At 34.2% G+C, this 13,162-nt stretch carries 12 protein-coding genes and 1 pseudogene; 9 read left to right on the forward strand and 4 right to left on the reverse strand.

All coding sequences use genetic code 11. The annotated features are described in order from the left end of the window. Window positions 1–19 precede the first annotated feature (19 nt). Both BLV40_RS07840 and BLV40_RS07845 read left to right on the forward strand, forming a co-directional pair. On the forward strand, window positions 20–466 hold the full coding sequence (locus tag BLV40_RS07840) for an NUDIX hydrolase (RefSeq protein ID WP_026592215.1): 447 nt from the start codon (window positions 20–22) through the stop codon (window positions 464–466). Between the two features lie 211 nt (window positions 467–677). Further along, window positions 678–2,153 carry an amidase family protein gene (locus BLV40_RS07845; RefSeq protein ID WP_090688708.1) on the forward strand — a complete coding sequence of 492 codons (1,476 nt, stop codon included), beginning with the start codon at window positions 678–680 and terminating at the stop codon, window positions 2,151–2,153. A gap of 50 nt (window positions 2,154–2,203) precedes the next feature. On the opposite strand, the gene BLV40_RS07850 is transcribed toward BLV40_RS07845, so the two are convergent. Then, complete coding sequence (locus BLV40_RS07850; RefSeq protein ID WP_139265502.1) at window positions 2,204–3,421, reverse strand: MFS transporter; 1,218 nt, start codon at window positions 3,419–3,421, stop codon at window positions 2,204–2,206. A 277-nt stretch (window positions 3,422–3,698) separates the two neighbouring features. Here BLV40_RS07850 and BLV40_RS07855 point away from each other — a divergent pair, with 277 nt between their 5' ends. The 4 genes and pseudogenes from BLV40_RS07855 to BLV40_RS07870 all read left to right on the forward strand — a co-directional run. Further along, window positions 3,699–4,127: an NfeD family protein gene (locus tag BLV40_RS07855; protein ID WP_090688714.1), complete on the forward strand. Its 429-nt coding sequence runs from the start codon at window positions 3,699–3,701 to the stop codon at window positions 4,125–4,127. A 2-nt stretch (window positions 4,128–4,129) separates the two neighbouring features. Further along, window positions 4,130–5,098, forward strand: a complete 969-nt coding sequence (locus tag BLV40_RS07860; RefSeq protein WP_090688717.1) for an SPFH domain-containing protein — start codon at window positions 4,130–4,132, stop codon at window positions 5,096–5,098. Between the two features lie 488 nt (window positions 5,099–5,586). After that, window positions 5,587–6,762, forward strand: coding sequence for an alanine racemase (alr, locus tag BLV40_RS07865; protein WP_026592210.1), 1,176 nt, complete (start codon window positions 5,587–5,589; stop codon window positions 6,760–6,762). 38 nt (window positions 6,763–6,800) lie between these two features. Then, window positions 6,801–7,087: pseudogene (locus BLV40_RS07870) on the forward strand (DUF2179 domain-containing protein); the annotation flags it as partial. Window positions 7,088–7,106: 19 nt separating this feature from the next. Here BLV40_RS07870 and BLV40_RS07875 read toward each other — a convergent pair. Next, on the reverse strand, window positions 7,107–8,534 hold the full coding sequence (locus BLV40_RS07875) for a MocR-like pyridoxine biosynthesis transcription factor PdxR (protein WP_090688720.1): 1,428 nt from the start codon (window positions 8,532–8,534) through the stop codon (window positions 7,107–7,109). Window positions 8,535–8,664: 130 nt separating this feature from the next. Here BLV40_RS07875 and BLV40_RS07880 point away from each other — a divergent pair, with 130 nt between their 5' ends. Then, a complete protein-coding gene (locus BLV40_RS07880) occupies window positions 8,665–9,090 on the forward strand; it encodes a GNAT family N-acetyltransferase (RefSeq protein ID WP_090688723.1) in 426 nt (141 codons plus the stop codon). 176 nt (window positions 9,091–9,266) lie between these two features. Next, entirely contained in the window at window positions 9,267–10,394 is a 1,128-nt protein-coding gene (locus BLV40_RS07885) for a metallophosphoesterase (RefSeq protein ID WP_139265503.1), read from the forward strand. Window positions 10,395–10,519: 125 nt separating this feature from the next. On the opposite strand, the gene BLV40_RS07890 is transcribed toward BLV40_RS07885, so the two are convergent. Together BLV40_RS07890 and BLV40_RS07895 are read right to left on the reverse strand one after the other, a co-directional pair. Further along, window positions 10,520–11,560 (reverse strand): ABC transporter permease, encoded by a 1,041-nt coding sequence (locus BLV40_RS07890; RefSeq protein WP_026592205.1) that lies wholly within the window; start codon window positions 11,558–11,560, stop codon window positions 10,520–10,522. Further along, window positions 11,557–12,459, reverse strand: a complete 903-nt coding sequence (locus BLV40_RS07895) for an ABC transporter permease subunit (RefSeq protein ID WP_026592204.1) — start codon at window positions 12,457–12,459, stop codon at window positions 11,557–11,559. The genes BLV40_RS07890 and BLV40_RS07895 overlap by 4 nt, the downstream gene beginning before the upstream one ends. 133 nt (window positions 12,460–12,592) lie before the next feature. On the opposite strand from BLV40_RS07895, the gene BLV40_RS07900 reads away from it, so the two are divergent. Then, window positions 12,593–13,159, forward strand: coding sequence for a GNAT family N-acetyltransferase (locus BLV40_RS07900; protein WP_026592203.1), 567 nt, complete (start codon window positions 12,593–12,595; stop codon window positions 13,157–13,159). Window positions 13,160–13,162 lie beyond the last annotated feature (3 nt).

The raw sequence follows: 13,162 nt of genomic DNA on the forward strand, positions 1-13,162 counted from the left end.
TTAAGGGGAGAGGGTCCAGGTGACAATGTTATATAAGAAAAAAGTATATGCATACATTACAAGGGAGAAAGCAGGAGTTATACAGTTACTGGTTTTTACTCATCGTGATATACCAGATGCAGGTGTACAGGTCCCAGGCGGCACGGTTGAAGAAGGAGAAAAATTAGAAGAAGCAGCAATACGTGAAGTGTTAGAAGAGTCGGGTTTACGTCATTTATGTATAGAACGTTACATTGATGATTATATCATCCATGTAAAAGAAAAACAAGAATATCAAAAATGCCATTTTTTCCATATTTCGTTGTTAACAGATGTAAAGGATACGTGGGAACATACAGTAAGTGCCGGGGATGAAGATCGAGGTTTAGTATTTTGTTACGAATGGATCGATATCGCAAAGTGTCCTGTATTAGCAGGAAATCAAGGCGAATTTATTCATTTATTAGAAGAGATGTATGTGAAGTAGAAAGTTTGTTCATATACTAAAAAACGTTTTAGACAGCTTTTGTTCGTCTAAAACGTTTTTTTATTCTCTTTGAAATGGAAGGTTTTTGAAAGTGGAAGTTGAAATTCTTGGTAGAGGATTTATTTGTTGAAATGGGGAGAAATCACAATGATTAAAATTGATAAGTAATAAGATTTGAAATGAGGAAAGAACGAATAAGGAGAGATTTTAGGTGGAGATTCAATTCAATAAACTACTAAGAAAAGAATTAACAATTCAAGATATACAAACAGTGATGGAGAATGGGGAATTTACTTCGAAAGAGTTAGTTATGTATTATCTTCATAGGATAGCGAAGTATGACCAGGACGGTCCGAATATAAATTCTATTTTAGAAATAAATCCAGATGCGATTTTTATCGCAGAAGGATTAGATCATGAAAGAAAAATAAAGGGTGTCAGAGGTCCTTTACACGGTATTCCTGTTCTCTTAAAAGATAATATTGAAACAAATGATTCAATGCATACAAGTGCAGGGACAATCGCTCTTGAAAACTATATAAGTAGTAGTGATGCATTTCTTGTGAAAAAGCTTCGTGAAGCAGGTGTTGTCATATTAGGTAAGACGAATATGACGGAATTAGCGAATGGGATGTCTTTTGAGATGTGGGCTGGATATAGTTCAAGAGGAGGACAAGTCATTAATCCATATCGTTCAGGTGATGATGATTTTTTTGTTGGTGGTTCGAGTACAGGATCAGCTATAGCAGTTACTGCAAACTTTACTGTTTTATCTGTTGGAACAGAAACGGATGCCTCTATTTTAAGTCCGGCAGTTCAAAATTCTGTAGTTGGTATTAAACCGACTGTTGGTTTGATTAGTCGCAGAGGGATTATCCCTTTCACATATTCGCAAGATACAGCGGGACCTTTTGCTAGAACAGTAACTGACGCGGCAATTTTATTAGGGAGTTTAACAGGAATAGACCAACTTGATCCTGCAACCTATAAAAGCGAAGGGAGAGCTCAACAAGATTATACGGTTTATTTAGATTCTAATGGTTTAAGGAGCGCTAAAATTGGAGTATTTAACAAAGCATCTGAAGGCTATTACGAATCTGGAGAGTATGATGAGGAACTATTTCAGAATGCTGTACAAGTACTGCGTAATGAAGGAGCGACAGTATTAGAAGATATCGAAATCCCATCTTTTCATAGGGAGTGGAGTTGGGGAGTCTCGTCGTATGAATTAAAACATAGTCTAGATAATTATCTTTCTAAGTTACCTTCAAATATTCCAGTTCATTCTATCTCTGAATTAATTGCATTTAATAAAGGCATAGAAGAAAAAGCATTAAAATATGGACAAAAAAGGTTAAAAATGGGAAAAGATTTTCCTAATACTCTAAGAAATCCTCAATACTTAAATGCAAAGTTAGAAGATTTATATTTTTCCCAGGAGCAAGGAATTGATTTTGCCTTGAAGAAATATGGTCTTGATGCAATTCTTTTTCCTTCATATATAGGATCAACAATATGCGCTAAAGCTGGCTATCCTTCCATAGCGATACCGGCCGGATATAGGAACAGCGGCAGGCCTTTTGGAATCACTTTAGCAAGTACTGCATTTAGCGAAGGTACGTTAATTAGGCTTGCATATGCATTTGAACAAGCTACAAAATATAGACGAATTCCAAATCTATCATAAATACAGCGCAAAAAGGGTAGGGTGACCTATCCTTTTTGCATTCTGTGAACTTAAAGAGAAAGGTCCTTTTCTTGCCGCTTCGTATGTTTTAGTAAAATAAAAGATAAACAAGCAGAACATAAAATTAGAAAAGCAGCAATGATATAGATAGTACGGACACCGAACATATCGGTAATAATACCAACGCTTAGCATAGAAATTCCTGAAACAGCCGAAGTAAGTGTGCCATGAGCGGTATACACTTTTGATAATAGAGGCGGTGGTACGCTTGATTGTAAAGCGGTTGTTTGGGAAATATCTCGAATTTGATAGGAAGGCCCCATTAGAACACAAAGAAACAGTGCAAGAAATCCGTTGCTTGTTATGCCATATAGGAAAGTGAGCACGCTGAATAGAAGAGATCCTAAAGCCATTGAGCGTATTAAGTTATTTTGAATATATGTACTTATTCGCCATGCTAATAGTCCACCAATTAATGTTCCGATATAATAGCTTGTGTTAATATACCCCCACCACTCTTCTCCTTTATGAAGAGCGGTCGTTACGTAAGCCATTGTAATACCGCCAATCCATATCGTGCCAGCAAAAGTTTCAATTAAGTCCATATATGTAACGATACGGAGGGAGGGGTGCTGAAATAAAAGTTTCCATCCTTCTATTAATGTAGCTGATTTGGAAGATGATTTCTCTATTGTTTGTTCAGATTGTATAGTGTGCAATGAAACATATAATGTAGTACATCCAAAAATCATTAATACGTTGTTTATCATAAGTGTAGGAGTAGCACCAATTAATAAGACCACTACACTTGTAAATGAATAAGCAGTTGCTTGAACAATTTGTGTTGAAAAGGAAAAGACACTATTTACTTTTACTAATTTTTCTTGTGGTGTTAGGCGTGGAATAACAGCATATAATAAAGGGGAACTCCAACCTTCGCATAATGAAATGAGAATAATAAAAGCAAGAAGGGCAACGATGTTAGAAGATAGTAAGGGAAATAGTACGGTTAATAGAATCAAAAGGGAAGTCTTAATCCCCTGTAATGTAATGAGTAATGAATAAGATGGAAAACGATTCATTAGAAGTGGTGCGGATGTACTCGCAATAAAACTTGTAATAACTCGTAATAATGGAAAAAAAGCTGTGATAGTAGCTGATTTAGTTGTTATATAAATATGAGTAGTAAGAATCATTATGTACACAACTTCAACAAGAGTGATGCATATTTTAGAAATCCAATAAAAGGATAATGGTCGTTGAGACAATAGGAATACCACCTTTTTATAAGTAATTATTTTTTCTTTATATTCATATTAATCTGCGGAAAAGTTTTTTGAAAGAATTTTATTTTTTGTAACTTTTAGACAGGAATTTTCATGTATAATAAAGAATATATTAATATACTATTTTAGTGATATTCATCGTAACAGTGAATATGTATAATGCTTCCGTTGAAACGTCTCCTATTAATTAGGAGGACGTGATAAACAATTCTTTTTTTCATATACATATAGAAAATAAAAAAGAAAGTGAGGGTTGCATATGGCTGGATGGGTGGTTTGGTTTATTATAGCCGGTATTTTATTTATTGCAGAAATGTTATCAATTACCTTTTACATGCTATGGCTTGGCATTGGAGCAGTTGTCGGAGGTCTTATTGCATTATTTGCTCCAGATGCATTATTTCTACAAGTTGTTGTAGGAGCAATAGTGAGTTTAACATTGACTTTCTTTACGAAACGAATCTCTAAAAATTTTCGAGAGGCAAAAGGATTTACGGATACTGTCGATAAACTGGCTGGTAAAAAAGGAATTATCCTGCAAGCGATTACAAGTGAAGAAAATGGGATTGTGAAGGTGGATGGCGATACTTGGACTGCGATTTCAGATGTTCCCATTTCTACTGGGGAAAGAGTCATTGTTATAAAGAGGAGCAGCACTGTTTTACATGTGAAAAGGGAGAGTGAATAAAAATGGTAGCATTAACATTAACGATTATTTTTGCATTAATTGTCATTGTATTCATCGCGTTAACAATTAAAATCATGCCCCAACAAAAGGTAGGTGTGGTTGAAAGGTTTGGTAAATTCCAACGCATCATGCAGCCGGGGTTAAATCTAATAATCCCAATTGTAGATCGTATACGTGTATATCATGATTTACGTATTCAACAAACAAATGTACCACCACAAAAAGTTATTACGAAAGATAATGTACAAGTAGAAATTGATACGATTATTTTCTATCAAATTGTTGAGCCTGAACTGGCGACATATGGTATTTCTAACTATGAATATGGTGTTCGTAATATTACATCCGCAACAATGCGTCAAATTATTGGTAAAATGGAACTGGATGAAACATTATCAGGGCGTGAAAAAATTTCGACAGAAATTCGTCTAGCGCTTGATGAAGCAACCGAAAAATGGGGCGTTCGGATTGAACGTGTAGAAGTAGTAGACATTAATCCGCCAAAAGATGTGCAAGCGGCAATGGAAAAACAAATGAAAGCAGAGCGTAATAAGCGTGCTATTATTCTAGAAGCAGAAGCGGCGAAACAAGATAAAGTCCTTCGTGCAGAAGGGGAAAAACAAAGTAAAATCTTGATGGCTGAAGGGGATAAAGAAGCGCGTATTCGTGAAGCAGAAGGTATAAGGGAAGCAAAAGAATTAGAAGCGCAAGGGGAAGCGAGAGCGATTGAAACGATTGCAAAAGCGGAACAAAACAGAATTGAACTACTACGTGCAGCGGACTTAGATGAACGCGTTCTTGCTTATAAATCATTTGAGTCATTGGCTGAGGTTGCAAAAGGACCAGCTAACAAAGTCTTCATTCCGTCTAATGCGATTGAAACACTTGGTACACTCGGTGCAATTGGTGAAATTTTCAAAGAAAAACAAGAGAAGAAATTGCCTTCTTCTGATACACCGAAAGAACAATAGAAACGAAAAGGAGAAATGGGCTACCATTTCTCTTTTTTTATCATTCTAACTGAGAAGACTTCCTACGCTAAACGAAGTAAGAGTTATATTACATAAGGCTTGTGTATATTCGTATATAAAGATGGCGATACATTAAAAAATATGCTGCTCATATACACGGAAAGAAAGTGTTATTTTTTATTTTCTCATATACATTTGTAATTAATACTTTGGAAGAGTTATATAATACAATCAATGTCTTAACGGAAGCATTTAGTAAATATTATTGGGATACAGAGAAGGTGAATAGATGATGCAACGCTGCTTGAACAAATATTGTAATTCTCCCCATATCCGTATATAATATTGTCTTAGGAGTATTATACAATACTCAAAATTCCGAAAATTCTAGTAGTTTGACTAGAAAATTGAAAAGTATTATATTGTAAAAGGTCATATTAAACGAGAAATAGAATGGAAAGCAATTATTGAGTTAGGAGTTTAGACCGATGAGTTTGAGATATGGAAGAGATACAATTGTTGAAGTGAACTTAGATGCTGTAAAACATAATGTGAGAGAATTTAAAAAACGTGTAAACGATAAAAATATTGCAATGATGGCAGCTGTAAAAGCGAATGCATATGGACACGGGGCGGTTGAAGTCGCAAAAGCAGCAATTGAGGCAGGAGTGAATCAACTTGCTGTTGCATTTGTAGATGAAGGAATTGAACTGCGCGAGGCGGGAATTTCTGAGCCGATATTAATTTTGGGTTATACACCAGTAGAAGCGGCAATAGATGCTATTGAATATGATATCATGATGACAGTATATAGAATAGAAGACTTAAAAGGTATTGATAAAGTAGCGCAGCAGTTAGAAAAGAAAGCACGTGTTCAAGTGAAAATTGATACAGGAATGAGCCGTATTGGTTTGCAAGAAGAAGAAGTTTCGCCATTTTTGGAAGAACTAAAAAAAATGAAGCATGTAGAAGTAGAAGGTATGTTTACACATTACTCTACAGCTGATGAAATTGATAAAACATATACAAATATGCAAACGAATTTATTTGAGAAAGCTGTCAATACAGCGAAGGAAATAGGGATTCACCTTCCGTATATTCACAGTTCAAACAGTGCTGGATCAATGGAGCTAAGCAACACATTTCAAAACTTGGTTCGTGTTGGGATTGGGATTTACGGCATGTATCCTTCACAAGAAGTAGATCATACCGTTGTTTCATTGCAGCCGGTATTGTCATTAAAATCGAAAGTAGCACATATTAAGCACGCACAAAAAAATCGTGGTGTAAGTTATGGGAATACGTATGTAGCAACTGGTGAAGAATGGATTGCGACTGTTCCGATTGGTTATGCAGATGGATATAATCGTCAGCTATCAAATAAAGGGCATGCGTTAATTAACGGAATTCGTGTACCAGTTCTTGGGCGAGTTTGTATGGACCAGTTAATGTTAGATGTTACAAAAGCAATGCCTGTACAAGTAGGGGATGAAGTAGTTTTCTATGGTAAACAAGGTGAGGAAGAAATTCCAGTAGAAGAAATCGCAGATATGCTTGGGACAATTAACTATGAAGTGACTTGTATGCTAGATCGAAGAATCCCGCGCGTATATAAAGAAAATGATGAAATGACTGCTGTTGTGAATATATTAAGAAAAAAATAATTGAGAAAAGGGCTGAATCGCTAAGGTTCAGTCCTTTTTTATTTTCAATTGAGCAAGCGATGTTTTTACCCGCAATTCTCTATATTGTTACGAAGGAGTTAGAACTTTTTGTTACGTATCTACATGGAGAAGGTGTTTTTTTAGGAGAACACCAGAGAAGCATCTACTGTACTACAAAACGTTTTATTTATCCAAAGATGGAAGATCTCGTCCTCTCTGTAGATTCAAGTGCATCATTGAAGCTTCTTATTCAAAAGAAACAACTGGTGTGAAACGTCCAGGAATGTCATCGTGTTCAGTGCGAGCATCAAATGATCAGATGTGAGAAAAACAGCTCCTTGCAATTATTTTTGCAAGGGACCGCTTTTTTTAGCAAACCAAGCTTCTTTTAGTAATGTTACAACGGTTTCGATTGTATTAATCGGTATCCCACCAAAACCTAGTAATACATAAGCTTCTTTTTGTAAATTATTTACTGAATCGTAGATGGATAGAGGGTAAAGTTTTACATGTTTTTCAGCAGCTGATTGAATAAGTTCTTGTTCATTCATGCCGTTATGAACATGTAGTACAATGTGAAGTCCAGATTGATCCCCAAGGATATCAACATTAGTACCCATTTGGATCGAAATTGATTTGACTAATGTATGATGTTTTTTCTTATATAATTTACGAACGCGATTTAAGTGTCGATCCCAATCTCCTTTTTGAATGAAGTTAGCAAAAGCAAGCTGTTGTATTTTAGATACAGTTTGTTTGAAAATGCCACCTAAGTTTGTATAGACTTCCAAAAGGTGATTAGGAAGAACGATATAGCCCATTCTTAAGGAAGGTAAAAATGATTTTGAAAAAGTCCCTATGTAAATAACACGTTCATTTGTATCAAGTCCTTGCAAGGAGGGAATCGGTTTTCCAACGTAGCGAAATTCCCCATCATAATCGTCTTCAATAATATAACCAGATCGATCATTGGCCCATTTTAATAATTCAAGTCGCCTTGATAATGGCATAATCATGCCATATGGAAATTGATGAGAAGGCGTAACATAAGCAACATTTGCATCACAATTACTGAGAGATGAAATGTTCATTCCTTTTTCATCTAATGGAACAGGATGAATAGGAAGTCCGCAGCTTTGGATAATGGTTTTTATGCGATGAAACCCAGGGTTTTCTATGGCGTATGATTTTTGCATTCCAAGCAATTGTAAGAGTAACCAAAGAAGGGGCTGTGTACCGGCACCAATAATAATTTGATTAGGTGTGCAATGAACCCCGCGAGCATGATACAAATACTTTGCAATGTGAGTGCGAAGTATAAGTTCTCCTTGTGGGTCTTCTTTTGTAAATAAGTCATTTTCATATTGGAGTAAGCTTTCATGTAGTGCTCTTTTCCAATTTGAGAGTGGAAAGGCTGTTTGATCGATATTTCCTTGGCTACAATCAAAATAGAGCGGTTCTGTTTTTGTTTTTTGAGATTCGTAAGGGGTAGATGGAGCTTGGTGTTTATTCGGTATAACATCCACATCTACTTCCGTTACAAATATACCACGCTTTGGTTTGCTTTCCACATAACCTTCCGCGGATAACTGCTGATAAGCTGATTCGACTGTAATACGACTGACACCAAGTTGTAATGCTAAATTTCGATGAGAAGGGAGACGTGTTCCAGCAGGTAGTGTTCCCTTTAAGATTTCTTGTTTTATGTAGTTGTAAATTTGTATATAGATAGGTGTTTGACTTTCTAATTGTAGAGGAATAATTAAATCCATTGTATACGCCCTCCCTTAAAACTGTCCTTATAAAAAAGAATTAAACTGCCACTTAAGGAAAGGGCAGTTTCTATTTATAGTAATGATATAACATTTAGAAAATTTTATAAATAGTTAGGGGAGATTACTGATGAATGTTAAGGAAATAAAAACAAAGGAGCAATTAGAAGGAGTATTACCCGTTTTACAACAATTACGAACTGCACTTACAAAAGAGGAAGTGCAATCTTTATTTCATCAGATGAAAGAGGAACGTTATCAATTATTTTCTTTGTATAATGAAGAAAATGAGGTGGTGAGCCTTGCTGGGGTAGCGATATGTACGAATTTTTATAATAAGAAACATGTTTTTGTATATGATCTTGTAACGGCAGAGGCTCATCGCTCCAAAGGATATGGTAAAGCATTATTATCATATATAGAGGAGTGGGGAGCAGAAAAGGAATGTAGTTCGGTTGTTTTGACGTCAGCGTTTCCAAGAATTAATGCACATAGATTTTATGAAAGAGAAGGATATGATAAGGTAAGTTATGCTTTTTGTAAAGAGCTACAATAGTGAAGAAAAATAGTAGATTCTAAATGTGATAGGATATAGAATCTGCTATTTTTTTGTTATAACAGAAATAAGTGAAAAAAAGGTGTAATAGGGTATTTTGTCGAATTGTTTTTATGAAATGATGAAAAAACATTTAAATATGTAGAAAGCTGTAAATGAAAAAAGGGGCGTCTATATTGGATAAAATAAAAAAATTATCAATTCCAAACGACGGAAGAGTTATTGTTATTTCTGATATTCATGGAGAGCTAGAGCTTTTTAAAAAACTATTAAGCAAAGTTAATTTTAGTGCAGAAGATTATTTAATAATTAATGGTGATCTTTGTGAAAAAGGAAGAAATAGTAATGGTGTTGTAAACTATGTCATGGAACTTTCAGCACAGAATCAAAAGGTCCATGTTGTTGAGGGGAATTGTGAAGCTTTAGTTGAGGCTCTTTTAAATAAAAATCCTGGGTTAATAAACTATTTATGTACGAGAAAGTATTCTATCTTTAATGAATGGCTTTCCCAATTAGATTTTCATATTAATGAAGAGACGGATATTGGTGAGGTAAAAGATATATTAATGAGCTGTTTTTCAAAAGAGATTAATTGGCTCACGGAATTACCAACTGCTATTGAAACAGAGGACTATATTTTTGTGCATGCAGGACTTGAGGATATAGAAGATTGGAAGAAGACCGAACGGAAAAATGCGTTTGCAATGCCGGAGTTTTTTACTAAGTCACATCGTGCAAATAAGTATGCAATAGTTGGACATTGGCCTGTTGTTAATTATTCTGAAGAGGCACCATCTAATAATCCAGTTATCGATGAAAATAAAAAAATAATTGCGATTGATGGCGGGAATACTATTAAAGAAGCGGGACAATTAAATGCATTTATCATTCATAGATCAATTTCTAGAGATGTGTTTTCATCTACATATGTAGATCATTTTTCACAATATGAAATTTTAGCGGATTTTAATGCGGAACCAATGATGCAAGGTGGAGTCATGTATCCGTATTATCATATTGTACCAGTTGAAGGAAATGATGATTTTACAGTATGCAAACAAATAGAAACAAATAAACGATTATATGTTAAAAATGAATATATAAAGCAAGATGAAGCAGGTAATTATACTGTTAAAACCGATATTTCTTGTGCGCAAATAAGTGTAAGGAAAGGTGATATTGTTTCACTTATTGATGATAGCTGTACGGGATATGATTTAATAAAAAAAGATGGTGTGGAAGGCTGGATAGAGAAAGGGATTTTACTTAGGTTAAGTGAGAAAAAGATTAAGACAGTTAGCTAATGAGAGAAAATAGGGGGAACTTATCCCCCTATTTTCTATGTTGTAGGCTTTGAGAGCGAATTTGCATTAATATAAAAAGTATAGATTAACAAATAGTTTTTCTTTTGTATAAGTTCAATCATTTTTTACAAATGTAATGAAGACCGTTTTCTTTTCTCTAAAGAAGCAAATGAAAAAGAATCTTTATTTTTCACATATATTTTTTGATCTTGAACAGGTTGTACTATTATTACTTGCGAACTCCTTGTTTTTAGGGCATCTTGAATTCCAATAGTCATAAGTTTAATGAAAAGTATAGTAATAAAGAATGTGATGAGTGTATAAAAGATAATCCATAATGAAAGACTCATTTCATAACGATTTAATCCAATAAGGCCTGCCCAATCATTCGAGAGTGAAACAGGTTTGAACTCACCTTGGTCCATTTCTTTCAGTTGTATCCCACCGATTATAATGTTAAGTAATGCTAGATGGATCATAAGTATGAGTGTTTGGACAATATGCTCCATAAATAGAACGAATGCTCGGTCTAATAATAAGACACGCAAGTGTTTTTTAATAATATGAAAACGGCTTGCCCCCATTAATTGTGAGCTCAATATATAATCTTGTTTCATAAACTCATCAACTTCTGATGAAATATAAAAAGAAATTGTAGGGAGAGCAATAAAAATGAGTATGATAGCTTGATAAAGTGCAAATGGGATATTTGGACTTAGTCGATCTGCATTTGATGTGATTTCAATATTAACCGGTGTAATGAGCATAAATGCGATAAATACAGTTGGGATATAATAAAATACCTCTGAACATGCCTGGAAAAATCTTTTACATTTTGCAGCGTATAAGCTTAATAGGATACCTAAACATGTCCCAAATAAAATACGTAATAAACTAATTGCAACAGCAAATAAAATTGTAAATTTAGCTCCGTCTAAAATTTGTAAGAAGATCGATTCTCCAAAACGGTCAGAGCCAAAAGGTGGCATTAAAGATGGTGAAAAGGGTGCCTTTCCAAGTAACTCATTCTTGTCATTATAAAGCAACAGAGGTGCCTCTGGTATACTATCTTTAAAGAACAAACTATAAATACAGCTAGCTGTAACTAATGCAAAAAGATAAATGAATCCGACTAAAAAACGTTTTGATTTCCAAATAGATTTCATAGAGTTTCTCCTTTTATTTGTTTTTGCCACCTATTCATCATTAAAGAGATTATTTGAAAGATAATATAAAACGGTAAAATAATCATGATAAGTATGATAAATGTAGCAGAAGGTGAAACAAACGCCTTGCTAAATAAAAATTGAATAATGCCCTTCATATTAAAAATAAATTCTAAAATGAACAAGTTAGAAAGTAAGAAAACAAAAATTGTTTTTAAATGGTGGAAGAAGTGAATAGATATATTTTTAAATAAGTGGATACATAGTATATAACTTGATGAAAGACCTTTTCCATATGCAACCTCTACATATTGTTTTCCATGTTCTTCTTTTATATATAAAATCATCATCCGAAACATTTGTAATGTAGGTAAAACCGCTAAAGATAAAATCGGAAGTAAATAAGCTCGATTTTCATTAAAAGAAATAATTGTGACTGGAGATTCCCCGAACTTCCTAAGAAACCAAATGAAAAACATTTGTAAGCAAATCATCATCATCATGTCAGGGACAGCCTCTAATATAAAAACAAGTCGATTTATCCACCTTTTGATAGAATCTTTTGCTAAAAAATAAAAAAATGCCATGCTAGATGAAAGAAAGAGTGCAAGAACAAAAGCTGTGAACAAAACAGTAAATGAATATATATAAGGTTCTAATACGGTTGGAAACAACGGAGTTTTTTTTAGATTGCCGAACTTCGCTTCTGATGATAGAACGATAAGGGATTCCGGTGATAAAACTTCTTGTAACATAGTAAAAATCTGTTTGAAAAATTGAAGCGGCTGAAAGGTGAATCCGCCTTGAGTAACAAATAAATAAGGTAAATTTAACAATAGTAAGAGTGATAAAACAATCGATGAAAGTTTTATTGTGAATTGAGATATTTTATGTAACATTAAATCCCTCCGACATCTTTTTACAATATTATACAATAAAGTTATCGTTATTGTTTGATTTTTCTAAAAAATAAATATAATATTAGTAGTATGTTAAATTCTAATATTCTATTTAATAGTATGGGAGGAAAGTATGGAACATATATATTTACAAGGTAAAAAAGTGATCGTAAGAAAAATAGAAGAGAAAGATATACATTCTTTATATTCACAAATATATAAGGAAGAAAACCCTGAGTGGAAAAAGTGGGATGCACCATACTTTCCGTTTTCTATTCAGAAATATCCGGTGTATATGGAAAGTTTACAGTCTAAGCTAAAAGAGGAGCCTCTGTCGCAATTTATTATTGAAACGGATAACAAAATAATTGGGATAGTTGGCTTCTATTGGGAATATAAGGCATCACGCTGGTTAGAAATAGGGATTACGATTTATGACCCAGCGTATTGGAATGGTGGTTATGGAACAGAAGCCTTGCGATTATATAGGGATTTGCTATTTGAAAACATGGAGATTGGTAGGGTGGGACTAACAACCTGGTCTGGAAATGAAAGAATGATGAAAGTCGCAGAAAAAATCGGTATGAAATTAGAAGGTAGAATGCGAAAATGTCGTTACTATAATGGAATATATTATGATTCTATTCGAATGGGAATGATTCGAGAAGAGTGGGAAGAGTTAAGAGAAACAAAGGAGTGAAGA

It is taken from the genome of Bacillus sp. 166amftsu (assembly GCF_900107445.1).
In the GTDB taxonomy this organism is placed as follows: domain Bacteria; phylum Bacillota; class Bacilli; order Bacillales; family Bacillaceae_G; genus Bacillus_A; species Bacillus_A arachidis.

Excerpts from the sequence above, each read along its gene's own strand:
- alr (WP_026592210.1), top strand. The coding sequence starts at position 5,587 with ATGAGTTTGAGATATGGAAGAGATACAATTGTTGAAGTGAACTTAGAT.
- BLV40_RS07900 (WP_026592203.1), top strand. The coding sequence starts at position 12,593 with ATGGAACATATATATTTACAAGGTAAAAAAGTGATCGTAAGAAAAATA.
- BLV40_RS07855 (WP_090688714.1), top strand. The coding sequence starts at position 3,699 with ATGGCTGGATGGGTGGTTTGGTTTATTATAGCCGGTATTTTATTTATT.
- BLV40_RS07895 (WP_026592204.1), bottom strand. The coding sequence starts at position 12,459 with ATGTTACATAAAATATCTCAATTCACAATAAAACTTTCATCGATTGTT.
- BLV40_RS07880 (WP_090688723.1), top strand. The coding sequence starts at position 8,665 with ATGAATGTTAAGGAAATAAAAACAAAGGAGCAATTAGAAGGAGTATTA.
- BLV40_RS07890 (WP_026592205.1), bottom strand. The coding sequence starts at position 11,560 with ATGAAATCTATTTGGAAATCAAAACGTTTTTTAGTCGGATTCATTTAT.
- BLV40_RS07875 (WP_090688720.1), bottom strand. The coding sequence starts at position 8,534 with ATGGATTTAATTATTCCTCTACAATTAGAAAGTCAAACACCTATCTAT.
- BLV40_RS07860 (WP_090688717.1), top strand. The coding sequence starts at position 4,130 with ATGGTAGCATTAACATTAACGATTATTTTTGCATTAATTGTCATTGTA.